15 protein-coding genes and 1 tRNA gene are annotated in these 13,936 nt (G+C 64.2%); 14 read left to right on the top strand and 2 right to left on the bottom strand.

The window, feature by feature from the left end:
• Window positions 1–32 precede the first annotated feature (32 nt).
• From uvrB to ACSFB7_RS02415, 13 genes are all read left to right on the top strand, one after another.
• Window positions 33–2,150, top strand: a complete 2,118-nt coding sequence (gene uvrB, locus ACSFB7_RS02475) for an excinuclease ABC subunit UvrB (protein ID WP_435466712.1) — start codon at window positions 33–35, stop codon at window positions 2,148–2,150.
• A gap of 232 nt (window positions 2,151–2,382) precedes the next feature.
• Window positions 2,383–2,919 (top strand): Fe-S cluster assembly transcriptional regulator IscR, encoded by a 537-nt coding sequence (gene iscR / locus ACSFB7_RS02470; RefSeq protein WP_093237517.1) that lies wholly within the window; start codon window positions 2,383–2,385, stop codon window positions 2,917–2,919.
• A 77-nt stretch (window positions 2,920–2,996) separates the two neighbouring features.
• Window positions 2,997–4,217, top strand: coding sequence for an IscS subfamily cysteine desulfurase (locus tag ACSFB7_RS02465; protein WP_435466710.1), 1,221 nt, complete (start codon window positions 2,997–2,999; stop codon window positions 4,215–4,217).
• 50 nt (window positions 4,218–4,267) lie between these two features.
• Window positions 4,268–4,681, top strand: coding sequence for a Fe-S cluster assembly scaffold IscU (gene iscU / locus ACSFB7_RS02460; protein ID WP_124462626.1), 414 nt, complete (start codon window positions 4,268–4,270; stop codon window positions 4,679–4,681).
• Window position 4,682: 1 nt separating this feature from the next.
• Window positions 4,683–5,006: an iron-sulfur cluster assembly protein IscA gene (gene iscA, locus ACSFB7_RS02455; RefSeq protein WP_007828190.1), complete on the top strand. Its 324-nt coding sequence runs from the start codon at window positions 4,683–4,685 to the stop codon at window positions 5,004–5,006.
• Window positions 5,007–5,069: 63 nt separating this feature from the next.
• Complete coding sequence (hscB, locus tag ACSFB7_RS02450; protein ID WP_435466708.1) at window positions 5,070–5,588, top strand: Fe-S protein assembly co-chaperone HscB; 519 nt, start codon at window positions 5,070–5,072, stop codon at window positions 5,586–5,588.
• Between the two features lie 5 nt (window positions 5,589–5,593).
• Entirely contained in the window at window positions 5,594–7,453 is a 1,860-nt protein-coding gene (gene hscA, locus ACSFB7_RS02445) for a Fe-S protein assembly chaperone HscA (RefSeq protein ID WP_435466706.1), read from the top strand.
• A gap of 9 nt (window positions 7,454–7,462) precedes the next feature.
• Window positions 7,463–7,801 (top strand): ISC system 2Fe-2S type ferredoxin, encoded by a 339-nt coding sequence (gene fdx, locus ACSFB7_RS02440; RefSeq protein ID WP_013542153.1) that lies wholly within the window; start codon window positions 7,463–7,465, stop codon window positions 7,799–7,801.
• Window positions 7,802–7,813: 12 nt separating this feature from the next.
• Complete coding sequence (dnaQ, locus tag ACSFB7_RS02435) at window positions 7,814–8,521, top strand: DNA polymerase III subunit epsilon (RefSeq protein WP_435466704.1); 708 nt, start codon at window positions 7,814–7,816, stop codon at window positions 8,519–8,521.
• 75 nt (window positions 8,522–8,596) lie between these two features.
• A tRNA-Val gene (locus tag ACSFB7_RS02430) sits at window positions 8,597–8,671 on the top strand.
• Window positions 8,672–9,050: 379 nt separating this feature from the next.
• Window positions 9,051–10,160: an NAD(P)/FAD-dependent oxidoreductase gene (locus ACSFB7_RS02425; RefSeq protein ID WP_435466702.1), complete on the top strand. Its 1,110-nt coding sequence runs from the start codon at window positions 9,051–9,053 to the stop codon at window positions 10,158–10,160.
• Between the two features lie 158 nt (window positions 10,161–10,318).
• Complete coding sequence (locus ACSFB7_RS02420) at window positions 10,319–10,615, top strand: glycine zipper domain-containing protein (protein WP_187109536.1); 297 nt, start codon at window positions 10,319–10,321, stop codon at window positions 10,613–10,615.
• A 60-nt stretch (window positions 10,616–10,675) separates the two neighbouring features.
• Entirely contained in the window at window positions 10,676–11,389 is a 714-nt protein-coding gene (locus ACSFB7_RS02415) for a phage holin family protein (RefSeq protein WP_435466700.1), read from the top strand.
• Between the two features lie 19 nt (window positions 11,390–11,408).
• Here ACSFB7_RS02415 and ACSFB7_RS02410 read toward each other — a convergent pair whose 3' ends face one another.
• A complete protein-coding gene (locus ACSFB7_RS02410) occupies window positions 11,409–12,488 on the bottom strand; it encodes a quinone-dependent dihydroorotate dehydrogenase (RefSeq protein WP_435466698.1) in 1,080 nt (359 codons plus the stop codon).
• A 40-nt stretch (window positions 12,489–12,528) separates the two neighbouring features.
• Here ACSFB7_RS02410 and rpiA point away from each other — a divergent pair, with 40 nt between their 5' ends.
• Window positions 12,529–13,251, top strand: a complete 723-nt coding sequence (rpiA, locus tag ACSFB7_RS02405) for a ribose-5-phosphate isomerase RpiA (RefSeq protein WP_435466696.1) — start codon at window positions 12,529–12,531, stop codon at window positions 13,249–13,251.
• A gap of 21 nt (window positions 13,252–13,272) precedes the next feature.
• Here rpiA and ACSFB7_RS02400 read toward each other — a convergent pair whose 3' ends face one another.
• Window positions 13,273–13,914 (bottom strand): glutaredoxin family protein, encoded by a 642-nt coding sequence (locus ACSFB7_RS02400; RefSeq protein ID WP_435466694.1) that lies wholly within the window; start codon window positions 13,912–13,914, stop codon window positions 13,273–13,275.
• Window positions 13,915–13,936 lie beyond the last annotated feature (22 nt).

Here is a 13,936-nt window from a genome sequence, read left to right as displayed (position 1 = left end):
ACCGGCGCCATCGCCACCTGTCGGGAACAGCCATGCCAGAGAACAACGAAGCCATAGCAGACCTGAAGAAACTGGACCCGATCGGGCCGGCGAAACAGGGCGAATTCATCCGCTACCCCGACTCGCCTTTCGAGCTGTTCCAGCCCTATCCGCCGGCCGGGGACCAGCCCAAGGCGATCGACGGGCTGGTCGAGGGCGTGATCGACGGCGAGGTGTTCCAGACGCTGCTGGGCGTGACGGGCTCGGGCAAGACCTTCACCATGGCCAATGTGATCGCGCGGCTGGGTCGCCCGGCCATCGTGTTCGCGCCCAACAAGACGCTGGCGGCGCAGCTCTACAGCGAGTTTCGCGAGTTTTTCCCGAAGAACGCGGTCGAGTACTTCGTGAGCTACTACGACTACTACCAGCCCGAAGCCTACGTGCCGCAGCGCGACTTGTTCATCGAGAAGGACTCGTCGATCAACGAGCACATCGAGCAGATGCGGCTGTCGGCCACCAAGAGCGTGCTGGAGCGGCGCGATACGGTGATCGTGGCCACGGTGAGCGCCATCTACGGCATCGGCACGCCCGAGGACTACATGGAGATGCGGCTGATTGCCCGCGTGGGCGACAAGGTCGGCCAGCGTGACCTGATCTCGCGGCTGATCCGCATGCAGTACACGCGCAATGAACAGGACTTCGCGCGGGGCACTTTCCGCGTGCGTGGCGACACCATCGACGTGTTTCCGGCTGAGCACAGCGAACTGGCGATCCGATTCGAGCTGTTCGATGACGAGATCGAGTCGCTGCAGCTGTTCGACCCGCTGACCGGGCGCATCCGGCAGAAGGTGCCGCGCTTCACGGTGTACCCGTCGAGCCACTACGTCACGCCGCGCGACAAGGTGCTGGCAGCCGTGGAAACCATCAAGATCGAGCTGGCCGAGCGGCTCAAGGAACTGGTGGGCGCAGGCAAGCTGGTCGAGGCGCAACGGCTGGAGCAGCGCAGCCGCTTCGACCTTGAAATGCTCGCCGAGATCGGCCATTGCAAAGGCATCGAGAACTACACGCGCCACCTGTCGGGCGCTGCGCCCGGTGAGCCACCCGCCACGCTGACCGACTACTTGCCGAAGGACGCGCTGATGTTCCTCGACGAGAGCCATCAGATGATCGGCCAGCTCAACGCCATGTACAGCGGCGACCGGGCGCGCAAGACCACGCTGGTCGAGTACGGCTTTCGCCTGCCGAGCGCGATGGACAACCGGCCGCTCAAGTTCGAGGAGTTCGAGGCGCGGATGCGTCAGTGCATCTTTGTTTCGGCCACGCCGGCGCAGTACGAGAAGGACCATTCCGGCAATGTCGTCGAGCAACTGGTGCGGCCGACCGGCCTGATCGACCCGGAGGTCGAAGTGCGGCCCGCCACCCATCAGGTGGACGATGTGCTGGGGGAGATCCGCATCCGTGTCGACAAGGGCGAGCGGGTGCTGATCACCACACTGACCAAGCGCATGGCCGAGCAACTGACCGATTACTTGGGCGACAACGGCGTGAAGGTGCGCTATCTGCACAGCGACGTCGACACGGTCGAGCGGGTGGAAATCCTGCGGGACCTGCGCCTGGGCACGTTCGACGTGCTGGTGGGCATTAACCTGCTGCGCGAGGGGCTGGACATTCCCGAGGTGTCGCTGGTGGCGATCCTCGATGCGGACAAGGAAGGCTTCCTGCGTGCCGAGCGCTCGCTGATCCAGACCATCGGGCGAGCGGCCCGCAATCTGAATGGCAAGGCCATCCTCTATGCGGACAAGATGACCGAGTCGATGAAGAAGGCGATCGGGGAAACCGAGCGCCGCCGCACGAAGCAGATCGCGCACAACGAGGCCAACGGCATCACGCCGCGCAGCATCGTCAAACAGGTGCGCGACCTGATCGACGGTGTCTACAGCGAGAAGACGGGCAAGGAAATGGCCAAGCTCGACCTGGAACGCGCCAAGGTCGAGGACATGAGCGAGAAAGACATCGCCCGGGAAATCAAGCGACTCGAAAAGCTCATGCTCGAGCACGCCCGCAATCTTGAATTCGAGAAGGCAGCACGGGTGCGCGACCAGTTGGCGCTGCTGCGGGAGCAGGCTTTTGGCGGCTCCGGAAGCGACAACATCGCGGTTTTGCCGCAGTAGGTCAGAGGTTCGCGTTCTTCAAGCGGCAGCCGCTGGGGTTTACCCCAGCAGACTTGAAGGGCTTCTGCTATACTTGACCGAAATACTCAAGAACAAAAAAGAACTTCGCGATGAAGGACCGACTCCTACCGGCTGGTTCACCAGTGTCAGGGGTCGGGCAGGGCGGAGACGAAGTCACCGCAGCCCAGGGCCGCGGTGTCATTTCAACGGTAAGCACTTGAAGGAGCTTGCGATGCGTCTCACTACCAAAGGCCGTTTTGCGGTCACAGCAATGATCGATCTGGCGTTGCGTCAGAACACCGGTCCGGTCACGCTGGCTGCGATCAGCCAGCGGCAGCAGATTTCGCTGTCGTACCTCGAGCAACTGTTCGGCAAGCTGCGTCGTCACGAACTGGTCGAATCGACCCGTGGCCCCGGCGGCGGCTACAGCCTCGGCCGCAAGGCGGCGGACATCACCGTGGCCGACATCATCGTCTCTGTTGATGAGCCCATCGACGCGACGCAATGCGGTGGCAAGGAAAACTGCCTCGGCGAAGCCGGTCGCTGCATGACGCACGAACTGTGGGCCTCGCTGAATCAGCGCATGGTCGAGTTCCTTGATTCCGTCACGCTGCAGAAGCTGGTCGACGATCAGATCGCCAAGGGCGTGCAGATCGAGAACAAGCCGGTCGTCAAGCGTGCGATCTCGGCACAGCCGGTGGTCAAGCCGATTCGCGTGAATGCGCCGAATTCGGTGTTTGCCCTCGGCAACGTATTTGCCAAGTCCTGAGTTTCGATAGCGCCTTCGGGCGCTGTCACGAGCAGCCCAGATTAAAAAATAACCCCCCACGCCAGCACGAGCCAGCCATGGACGTAACTCCTCATTTCCCGATCTACCTCGATTACGGCGCGACCACGCCGGTTGACCCGCGTGTGGTCGACGCCATGATTCCCTGGTTGCGCGAACACTTCGGCAACCCGGCGTCGCGCAGCCACGCCTGGGGCTGGGAGGCGGAAGAGGCGGTCGAGAAGGCGCGTGCCCAGGTGGCCGACCTGATCAATGCCGATCCCCGCGAAATCGTGTGGACATCGGGTGCGACCGAGTCGATCAACCTCGCGCTCAAGGGCGCTGCCCAGTTCTACAAGGGCAAGGGCAAGCACCTGATCACCCTGAAGACCGAGCACAAGGCCGTGCTCGACACCATGCGTGAACTCGAACGCCAGGGCTTCGAGGTCACTTACCTCGACGTCGAGGAAAACGGTCTCGTCGACATCGAGAAGTTCAAGGCAGCGATCCGCCCTGACACCATCCTGGCCAGCGTGCTCTTCGTGAACAACGAAATCGGCGTGATCCAGGACGTGGTCGCGCTGGGCAATATCTGCCGCGAAAAGGGCGTGATCTTTCACGTCGATTCGGCGCAAGCCACCGGCAAGGTCGACATCGACATCACGAAGCTGCCCATCGACCTGATGAGCCTCGCCTCGCACAAGACCTACGGCCCCAAGGGCATCGGCGCGCTGTACGTGCGCCGCAAGCCGCGCATTCGCCTAGAAGCGCAAATGCACGGCGGTGGCCATGAGCGCGGCATGCGTTCGGGCACGCTGCCCACGCACCAGATCGTCGGCATGGGCGAGGCCTATCGCATCGCCAAGCTTGAGATGAAGGACGACATCGCTCATGCGGCTCGCCTGCAAAAGCGTCTGCTCGACGGCCTGAAGGATGTCGAACAGGTGTTCATCAACGGCGACCTCGAGCATCGTGTGCCGCACAACCTGAACATGAGCTTCAACTATGTCGAAGGCGAGTCGCTGATCATGGGCATCAAGGGCCTGGCGGTGTCGTCGGGTTCGGCCTGCACCTCGGCCAGCCTGGAACCCAGCTATGTTCTGCGTGCCCTGGGCCGCAGCGACGAGTTGGCCCACAGCAGCCTTCGCATGACCATCGGCCGCTTCACGACCGAAGAAGAAATCGACTACGCCATTTCGACCATCAAGCACAACGTCGCGAAGCTGCGCGAGCTGAGCCCCCTGTGGGAGATGTTCCAGGACGGCGTCGACATCAGCACGATCCAGTGGTCGGCCCACTGAAGCAGGTCCGCCCAGCGCTCCACGATTGAACAAAGTTTGAGAGGTACACCATGGCATATTCATCCAAGGTCATCGACCACTACGAAAATCCACGCAACGTCGGCTCCTTCGAAAAGGGCGACGACACGGTAGGCACCGGCATGGTCGGCGCGCCGGCCTGCGGCGACGTCATGAAGCTGCAGATCAAGGTCAACCCGGAAACCGGCGTGATCGAAGACGCACGCTTCAAGACCTACGGCTGTGGCTCCGCCATTGCTTCTTCGTCGCTCGTGACCGAATGGGTCAAGGGCAAGACGCTCGACGAAGCGGCTGCGCTCAAGAACGCGCAGATCGCCGAAGAGCTGGCTCTGCCGCCCGTCAAGATTCACTGCTCCATCCTGGCCGAAGACGCCATCAAGGCAGCAGTGAGCGACTACAAGGCCAAGCACGGCGTCAAAGCGGCCGAAGCCGAAGCTGTTCACTGACATGGCCGTCACGCTGACCGAAGCCGCTGCACGGCACGTTACCCGCTACCTCGGCAAACGAGGCAAGGGCGTGGGTGTGCGGCTGGGTGTGAAGACCACGGGCTGCTCGGGCCTGGCCTACAAGCTCGAGTACGTGGACGAGTTCACGCCTGAAGACGTGGTGTTCGAAGACCATGGCGTGAAGGTACTCGTCGACCCGAAGAGCCTGGCCTACATCGATGGCACGCAGCTCGACTTCGTGCGCGAAGGCCTGAACGAGGGCTTCAAGTTCATCAACCCGAACGAACGCGACCGTTGTGGTTGCGGGGAAAGCTTTCGCATCTGATGCGCCGTCGCTGACTGCGACCACAGCCGCCACCATGTCATGTGCTGGCGGTTTTTTCTTGCCATGAACCTCAACGACACCGACTTTCAACTGTTCGCCGTTCCTGCCACTTTCGCGCAGGACCGCGCCGCGCTCGATGCGCGCTGGAAAGAGCTGCAGCGCGAGGCCCATCCAGACCGTTTTGCCGCACAGGGCGCCGCAGCCCAGCGCGTGGCCATGCAATGGTCGGTGCGCATCAACGAGGCTTACCAGAGGCTCAAGGACCCGATCCGCCGCGCGAGCTACATCTGCGAGCTTCATGGTGCGCCGCTGAATGCAGAGAACAACACGGCGATGCCATCCGCATTCCTCATGCAGCAAATGGAATGGCGCGAGGCGCTCGACGACATCGACAGCACCGCCGCGCTCGACAAGTTGCATGCAGAGGTCGAAGCAAGCCGCGCGCGAGCGCTTTCATCGCTCGACTGGTTGATCGACGAAAAAGGCGATTACCCCGGCGCCGCGCAGCAGGTGAGAGCCCTCATGTTCATTGAGCGTTTCGGCCAGGACGTCGAAGCCAAATTCGATCAGTTGGGACAATAAGCCCTATGGCTCTTCTTCAGATTTCCGAACCCGGCCAGGCGCCCGATCCGCATCAGCGCCGCATTGCCGTGGGCATTGACCTGGGCACCACGCATTCGTTGGTGGCTGCGGTGCGCAATGGCGTGGCCGAATGCTTGCCCGACGACCTGGGCCGCGTGTTGCTGCCTTCGGCTGTGCGCTACCTCGACGGCGACCGTCGCCAGATCGGCTTCGATGCGGTCGCTGCGCGTGCGCAGGACCCGGCCAACACCATCACTTCCGTCAAGCGGCTCATGGGCCGCGGAATTGCCGACATCGCGAACCGCGAAGCCATGTCCTACCGCATCGATGGCAGCGACGGCGGCATGGTGAAGGTGCAGACCAAGGCGGGTGAAAAATCGCCGGTCGAGATTAGCGCCGAGATCCTCGCTACGTTGCGTTTTCGTGCCGAAGACACCTTCGACGACGAACTCTATGGCGCGGTCATCACCGTGCCCGCCTACTTCGACGAAGGCCAGCGCCAAGCCACCAAGGACGCCGCGCAGCTCGCCGGTCTCAACGTGCTGCGCCTGATCAGCGAACCCACGGCTGCGGCCATCGCCTACGGTCTGGACAACGCGAGCGAAGGCGTCTACGCGGTCTATGACCTGGGCGGCGGCACCTTCGACATCTCGATCCTGCGGCTCACGCAAGGTGTGTTCGAAGTGATTGCCACGGGCGGCGATTCGGCGCTCGGCGGCGACGACTACGACCACGCGCTCGCAGATTTCGTGCTGGGCCAGACCGGCCTGCAAACCCACAGCGACAACGACAAGGCCGCCATGCTGGTGGCCGCACGCGCCGCGAAAGAGGCGTTGACTGATTCGGAGTCGGTGGCGTTTCGCGCGGAAGTCGCAGGCACGACGGCTTCGCTCGATCTGACCCGCGAACACTTCGATGCGGCAACGAGGCCGCTCACCGACCGAACCATCGCCGCCGTGCGCAAGGCATTGCGCGACGCGAAGCTCAAGCCTGATGACCTGCAAGGCATCGTGCTGGTTGGCGGTTCCACCCGCATGCTGCAGATCCGCCGTGCCGTCGCCGATTTCTTCGGTCGCGAACCGCTGGTCAACCTGAACCCCGACGAAGTCGTGGCGCTCGGCGCGGCGATCCAGGCCAATCAACTGGCTGGCAACAACGGCGCGGGCGAGCTGCTGCTGCTCGACGTGATCCCACTGTCGCTCGGCATCGAAACCATGGGTGGCCTGGTCGAGCGCATCGTGCCGCGCAACCAGACCATTCCGACCGCGATGGCTCAGGACTTCACCACCTACCAGGACGGCCAGACCGCTCTTGCACTGCACGTGGTGCAGGGCGAGCGCGACCTGGTGGCCGATTGCCGCAGCCTTGCGCGCTTCACGCTGCGCGGCATTCCGCCGATGGCCGCCGGCGCGGCGCGCATCCGCGTGACCTTCACTGTCGATGCGGATGGCCTGCTGAGTGTCAGCGCGAAGGAGCAGGGCAGTGGTGTCGAAGCCAGCGTCGCGGTCAAGCCTTCATATGGCCTCTCGGACGACCAGATCGCGACCATGCTGCAGGAGAGTTTCTCCACCGCGCAGCAGGACATTCAGGCCCGCGCGCTGGTGGAAGCGCGTGTCGATGCCGATCGCATGCTGCTCGCCACGCAAAGCGCGCTGAACGCCGATGGCGATCTGCTGGACGACAGTGAGCGTGCCGTGATCGATGCATCGATGGCGCAATTGCGCGAAGCCATCAAGGGCAATGAAGCCGCCACCATCGAGGCCGTGACCAAGGCACTGGCCAACGACACCGAGGCCTTTGCCGCCCAGCGCATGAACGCGGGCATTGCGCGCGCACTTGCCGGCCGCAAGGTCGAATCTCTCTAGAACAACAACATGCCCACGATCAAGATCTATCCGCATCCCGAGTACTGCCCGCAAGGCGCCGAGATCACCGCGCCCGCCGGTACCTCGATCTGCGAGGCGCTGCTCGACAACCACATCAACATCGAGCACGCCTGCGAGATGAGCTGTGCCTGTACCACTTGCCACGTGATCGTGCGCGAGGGTTTCAACTCGCTCAACGAAGCGGAAGAGGGCGAAGAAGACCTGCTCGACCGCGCCTGGGGCCTGGAGCCGCAATCGCGCCTGAGTTGCCAATCGATCCTGGCGCAGGAGAATGTGACGATCGAGATTCCGAAGTACTCGATCAACCACGCCAAAGAGAACCATTGAAAGAGCCACTGTATGTCGCGCCAGATCGTCCTTGATACCGAAACCACCGGCCTGTCCGCTGAAAACGGCGACCGGGTGATCGAACTCGGCTGCGTCGAGCTGTTCGCCCGCAAGCTCACCGGCAACGACCTGCACATCTACTTCAACCCCGAGCGCGAGAGCCATGAAGACGCGCTCAAGGTGCACGGCCTGACGACCGATTTCCTGCGCGACAAGCCGAAGTTTGCAACGCTGGGCAACGACATCATCGAGTACCTGCGCGGGGCCGAGCTGATCATTCACAACGCGGCCTTCGACGTTGGCTTCCTCAACAAGGAATTCGAGCGCGCCGGCCTGCCGCCGCTGCGCACCTTCGTCAGCGAAGTGACCGACACGCTGGCCATGGCGAAGCTGGTCTACCCGGGCAAGCGCAACTCGCTCGATGCGCTGTGCGACCGCTTCGGTGTCGACCGCTCGAACCGCACCTTCCACGGCGCCAAGCTCGATGCGCAGTTGCTGGCCGACGTCTACATCAACCTCACACGCGGCCAGGACGCGCTGCTGATCGACGTGGCCTCGAACGAGCCGGTGCAGGGCACCCCCGTGGTCGCCATCGACCTGACGCAGTTCGAGCTGCCGGTGATCATGGCGGCCGAGCATGAGCTGACCGCGCACGATGCCGTGCTGGCGCAGCTCGATAAATCCAGCAACGGCAAAACCGTATTTCGCCAAAACGCTTGAAAAGCTGTGGCATAATCTGAGGCTTCGCACAGCGCGATACGTTTTCAAGACGCTGCAGTCAAACAGCAGCGTCAAGGGCGGTTAGCTCAGGGGTAGAGCACAGCATTCACACTGCTGGGGTCGGAGGTTCGAAACCTCCACCGCCCACCACATTTCTAAAAAGCGACCTGGATTATCCAGGTCGCTTTTTTTTGTTTGGTCGATGGCTGGGGCTGTCGGAAATTGCTTTGTCCTGAGCAGGTCGTCGCAACCGTCACGCGATCCGGGAAGCGCGCATGGATTGAACTGTCGGCACGCGCCGACGGCAACTCCAGTCCGATGCTTGCGCAAGCGATGCTGCAGCAGCCTAGAACAGCGGGAAAAGGAGAGCGACCATGGCGACCCACCCCGACCTTCCGACCCCCGTCACGCCGAACCTGCCCGTCGAGCCTGATGAGGGACCAAGCCCGACGCCCGACGAGCCCACCGATCCCGAGCCGCCACCCTCCGTATCGTGATTTCGGCGCGCGAGCCGCGATAAGCTCGCACGATGGATGAAATCGATTGCGCCGTCATCGGCGGTGGTGTGGTGGGGCTGGCCGTGGCGCGCGCGTTGGCGCTCGACGGCCGGGAAGTGCTGGTGCTCGAAACCGAAGGTGCGATTGGCACCGGGACCAGTTCGCGCAACAGCGAAGTGATTCACGCGGGCATCTACTACCCGCAAGGCTCGCTCAAGGCGAGGCTGTGCGTGGAGGGCAAGCAACTGCTGTACGCCTATGCGGCGGAGCGCGGCGTGCCGCACCAGCGTTGCGGCAAGCTCATCGTGGCGACTTCGGCCGAGCAGGCCGGCCAGCTCGAAGCCATCCGGGCGAAGGCTGCTGCGAATGGCGTCGATGACCTGGTGCAGATCACAGCCGAACAGGCGATCGCGATGGAGCCGCAACTGCATTGCGTGGCGGCGCTTCACTCGCCAAGCACCGGCATCGTCGACAGCCATGCGCTCATGCTGAGCCTGCTGGGTGATCTGGAAAACGCGGGTGGCATGCTGGCCTTGAAGTCGCCCATCACCCGCGCGGAATGCGGCGACGAAGCGATCATCCTGATCGCGGAAGATGGCACGAAGCTGCGCTGCCGCAGTGTGGTCAACGCTGCGGGGCTCGGAGCGCCCGCGCTGGCTCGACGTTTCGAAGGCTTGCCACCCACGGCTGTTCCTACCGAGTATTTCGCCAAGGGCAACTACTTCACCCTGTCGGGCAAGGCGCCGTTCGGTCGCCTCATCTACCCCGTGCCCGAGCCGGGTGGCCTGGGTGTGCACCTGACGGTCGACTTGGGTGGTCAAGCCAAGTTCGGACCCGACGTGCAGTGGGTTGCTTCGGCCGACGACTTGGTGGTGGACCCCGCACGCGGCGACGGCTTCTATGCCGAGGTGCGCAAGTACTGGCCCGCCTTGCCCGATGGCGCTCTGATCCCGGGCTATGCGGGCATGCGCCCCAAGATTTCAGGCCCCGGCGAGCCGGCGGCCGACTTCGTGATCGACGGCCCCGAAGCGCATGGCGTGCCGGGGCTGGTGAACCTCTTCGGCATCGAATCGCCGGGGCTCACGAGCAGCCTTGCCATCGGCCGCCATGTGGCCCACTTGCTGGCCGAGGTCCGCGCCTGAAGGCCGCATTGCGCCGCCATGCGGCGCGATAGAAGAGGGCACAACTCAGCACATCTGTCGTGCATGAGGGTCTTTTGAGCCTGTAACATGACAGCACGCCATTTGCTGGCGTGAAGCCGCCGGCGCGGTGCCGGTGTCATCACGGAGGAAAGATTCCAATGAGTGCATCCCAAAATCTTGAAGCAGCAGCCGAAGACATCGCAAGCGACGTGCGCGGCGTGCTGGCCAGCAAGGATCTGGATTCGGTTCCCCACATCAAGGCGCTGCGCCAGCGCATCGACACCAAGCTCGCCATCGCGCGCGAGCTTGCTGCCGAGAAAAGCAAGCTCGCAGCCAAGAAGGCGCGCGACGCGGCCACCGCCACCAACGCCTACGCTCACGACGAACCATGGCAGATCGCCGGTGCCGCACTGGCCGTCGGCGTGCTGGTGGGCCTGCTGCTTGGCCGCCGCTGATCACCTGATCGCGCACAGCAGCATTCGACCGGTTCGTCAGCACACTGACGGAGTCAGCCCATGAGGCTGCTGTCATTGTTCGGGCTCGACGCCCGGATTCGGCGGCTGCGCATTGCCGCCGCCGAAGGCGCTCTGGCGGCCGAAGACCGGGTGCAGTTGCTGCGCATGACCTGGGAAGACGAGAAGCAGCGCCTGAAGCTGATGCTCGTGTTCGTGGTCGCCGTGCTGGGGTTGACCACCGTCACCGTGGCCCTGCTGTCGATGGCGGTGGTGGTCCATTTTTGGGATACGCCATACCGCATCACTGCCGCTTGGTCCGTGGCGGGTGTGTGGATCCTGCTCTGGTTGGTGGCCGCCGTCGGTTTGCTGCTGACGTTTCGCAACGCATCCAGCAGCTTCATCCCGACGCGCCATGAGTTCGAACGCGACTGGGCCTGGGTGCAGGACCGTTTCGGGCTGGGCAAGGACCCGGAGCAGCACGAAGACGAGCCGCGCCCCGCGCGGCCCGCCACGCGCGAAGAGCTGTTGGCACGCATGGACCGTCAGCGCGAGCGCATTGCGACGCTGCAGGGCGGGCGCGAGACGCAACCCGCGAGTGCCGCAGCCGATGGGCCTCCGCCCAACGAGACGGCCGCTGCCGCCGCGCTGCGAATCGCGAAGGCGCATCCGGTGGCAACCGGTGTCGTTGCCGCCGCTGCGGTTGTCGTGATCCGCCCGAAGCGCCTGCTGCGCTGGGCGGCCGTCATTGCGCCCATCCTCTGGCGCATGCGCTGAAGAAGACGACGAAAAAGCCTCAGGCCTTGCTGCGTTCCCGCAGCAGTGCCTGAGCCGCTTCGCGGACCAGCCCCGGGCCGCGGTAGATCAGCCCCGTGTAGATCTGCACCACGTCCGCGCCAGCGGCAATCTTCGACCTGGCATCGGCCGCACTCAGGATGCCGCCAACCCCGATGATCGGGAAATCCTTCCCCAGCGCCGCACGCAATTGCGCGATGACCCGGTTGCTCGCTTCGCGCACCGGTGCGCCTGACAGGCCGCCCGCTTCCTCTGCATGCGGCAGGCCGGCCACCGCATCGCGCGCGAGCGTGGTGTTGGTGGCGATCACGCCGTCCATGCCGTGGCGCTGCAGGGTGGCGGCAATGACCGCGACCTGGGCTTCGTCCAGATCGGGCGCGATCTTCACGAACAGCGGCGAACGCTTGTTGTGGCGCGAGGCCAGCACTTCGCGCCGCTCGGCCACCGCACCCAGCAATGCATCGAGCGCCTCGTCGCTTTGCAGCGATCGCAGGTTGGCCGTGTTGGGGCTCGAAATATTGATCGTCACGTAGTCGGCATGCGGGTACACGCCGTCGAGGCAGGCCAGGTAGTCGTCCACCGCGCGCTCGATCGGTGTGGCGGCGTTCTTGCCGATGTTCAGGCCCAGCAGCATCGGCGCCTTCGCGCCGCCGCCGGCCTTGCGAAAGCGCGCCTTCTGCACATTCGCAAGGAAGGCATCGAGCCCTTCGTTGTTGAAGCCAAGCCGGTTGATCAACGCATCGCGCTGCGGCAGGCGGAACATGCGCGGCTTGGGGTTGCCGGGCTGCGCTTTCGGCGTCACCGTGCCGACTTCGACAAAACCGAAGCCCATGGCCGAGAAGGCGTCGATGCAGCGGGCGTTCTTGTCGAGCCCGGCCGCCAGGCCCACGCGATTCGGAAAAGTCAGCCCGGCGAGCTGGATCGGGTCGTTCACGCGCGGGGCTGAATAGGCGCAGGCCAGCGGCGTGTTCTGGGTGCGTGCCAGTCCGTCGAGCGTCAGTTCGTGGGCATGTTCGGGGTCGAAACCAAAGAGGAAGGGGCGGGCCAGGCCGTAGAGCGAAGAGGGCATCAGCAAGGGCATCGGATAATTCTCGACTTCAATGAGCCAAGGATTCTCCGCGATGACCGCACCCGCCTCCCCATCTTCCGCGCCCGCAGCCTCCGCCGCGCTGTCCCAGGACGAACTCAAGACCCAGGTCGGCCTTGCCGCGCTGGCCTACGTGGTCAAGGGCGAGATCGTCGGGGTCGGCACCGGCTCGACGGTCAACAAGTTCATCGATGCGCTGGCCACGATCAAGGACCAGATCAAGGGCGCCGTCTCCAGCTCGGTGGCGTCGACCGAGCGGCTGCGTGCGCTGGGCATTCCGGTGTTCGACAGCAACGAGGTGGAAGAGCTGGCCGTCTACATCGACGGCGCCGACGAAATCGATCACCGGGGCTTCATGGTGAAGGGCGGCGGCGCGGCGCTCACGCGCGAGAAGATCGTCGCGGCCCAGTCGCGCCAGTTCGTCTGCATTGCCGATGCGTCCAAGCTGGTCGAAACGCTGGGCGCCTTCCCGCTGCCGGTCGAGGTGATCCCGATGGCCGTGCAGCGCGTGATGCGCCAGTTCGCGAGCATGGGCGGCATTGCACAGGTGCGCGAGAAAGACGGCTTGCCGCTGGTGACCGACAACGGCCAGCACATCATCGACGTGACCGGCCTGCGGATCAGCGATCCGCTCGCCTTCGAGTCCGAAGTAAGCCAGTGGCCGGGCGTGGTGACGGTCGGCGTCTTCGCGCACCAGAAGGCCAGCGTGTGCCTGCTGGGCACGGCCACGGGCGTGAAGACGATGCAGTTCGCCTGAGGCAGCGAACCCGCCCTCCGATCAGAACTTGATGCCGGCCGGGTTGCTGGGGCTCGGCTCGCTCGATGCGGGCGGTGGCGCGGGTTGTGCCGCCGGCGCTGCCGCAGCGCGCGGAGCAGGCGCCGCCTGTTGGGCGATCAACGGACGGGCCGGCGCATTGCGGTAGCCCGCAGGGAGGCTGTTGCTCTTGGGGTAGCCGGCCGCGTCGAGGTACTTCGACCAGTCGGCATCCGCGTAGCCCTTGAGTTGCTGCGATCCGATCGTGAGCAGCGGCAATGACGTCTGGCCGCTCAGGCGTTGCAGCGCCTCGATCTCTTCATTGCTCTTGATCGTGCGTTCCTCGAAGGGAATGCCACGGGTGGTGAGCAGCGTGCGTGCCTCGCCGCAGGGCGCGCAGTCGTCACTGCTGTACAGGGTGACCGGATAGCGCTGCGCCACCTGGCGCAGTTCGTATGGGAGCCCTGTACTGGTCGACGTGGCGGGGCCGCCTTGCGAGCCTGCGCCCTGCTCGGCGCTGGCCGAGGGTGCGCGGTCAGAAAAGGTGACCTTGCCGTTCTTGTCGACCTGGCGATAGACCGGCTGTGCCATCGCGCCCGCGGCAACGAGCACAAGGGCGAGGCCGGTCAGGCGATGCAGTGAGAATTTGTAAGTGGTCGGATGCATCGCCCGAGTATCGCAAGCTTCA

Source organism: Variovorax raffinosi (assembly GCF_051216615.1).
In the GTDB taxonomy this organism is placed as follows: domain Bacteria; phylum Pseudomonadota; class Gammaproteobacteria; order Burkholderiales; family Burkholderiaceae_C; genus Variovorax.
This window is presented reverse-complemented; position numbering and strand designations above follow the sequence as displayed.

Bases quoted from the DNA above. Each gene is read 5' to 3' on its own strand.
- uvrB (WP_435466712.1), top strand. From the start codon at position 33: ATGCCAGAGAACAACGAAGCCATAGCAGACCTGAAGAAACTGGACCCG.
- iscR (WP_093237517.1), top strand. From the start codon at position 2,383: ATGCGTCTCACTACCAAAGGCCGTTTTGCGGTCACAGCAATGATCGAT.
- ACSFB7_RS02465 (WP_435466710.1), top strand. From the start codon at position 2,997: ATGGACGTAACTCCTCATTTCCCGATCTACCTCGATTACGGCGCGACC.
- iscU (WP_124462626.1), top strand. From the start codon at position 4,268: ATGGCATATTCATCCAAGGTCATCGACCACTACGAAAATCCACGCAAC.
- iscA (WP_007828190.1), top strand. From the start codon at position 4,683: ATGGCCGTCACGCTGACCGAAGCCGCTGCACGGCACGTTACCCGCTAC.
- hscB (WP_435466708.1), top strand. From the start codon at position 5,070: ATGAACCTCAACGACACCGACTTTCAACTGTTCGCCGTTCCTGCCACT.
- hscA (WP_435466706.1), top strand. From the start codon at position 5,594: ATGGCTCTTCTTCAGATTTCCGAACCCGGCCAGGCGCCCGATCCGCAT.
- fdx (WP_013542153.1), top strand. From the start codon at position 7,463: ATGCCCACGATCAAGATCTATCCGCATCCCGAGTACTGCCCGCAAGGC.
- dnaQ (WP_435466704.1), top strand. From the start codon at position 7,814: ATGTCGCGCCAGATCGTCCTTGATACCGAAACCACCGGCCTGTCCGCT.
- ACSFB7_RS02425 (WP_435466702.1), top strand. From the start codon at position 9,051: ATGGATGAAATCGATTGCGCCGTCATCGGCGGTGGTGTGGTGGGGCTG.
- ACSFB7_RS02420 (WP_187109536.1), top strand. From the start codon at position 10,319: ATGAGTGCATCCCAAAATCTTGAAGCAGCAGCCGAAGACATCGCAAGC.
- ACSFB7_RS02415 (WP_435466700.1), top strand. From the start codon at position 10,676: ATGAGGCTGCTGTCATTGTTCGGGCTCGACGCCCGGATTCGGCGGCTG.
- ACSFB7_RS02410 (WP_435466698.1), bottom strand. From the start codon at position 12,488: ATGCCCTTGCTGATGCCCTCTTCGCTCTACGGCCTGGCCCGCCCCTTC.
- rpiA (WP_435466696.1), top strand. From the start codon at position 12,529: ATGACCGCACCCGCCTCCCCATCTTCCGCGCCCGCAGCCTCCGCCGCG.
- ACSFB7_RS02400 (WP_435466694.1), bottom strand. From the start codon at position 13,914: ATGCATCCGACCACTTACAAATTCTCACTGCATCGCCTGACCGGCCTC.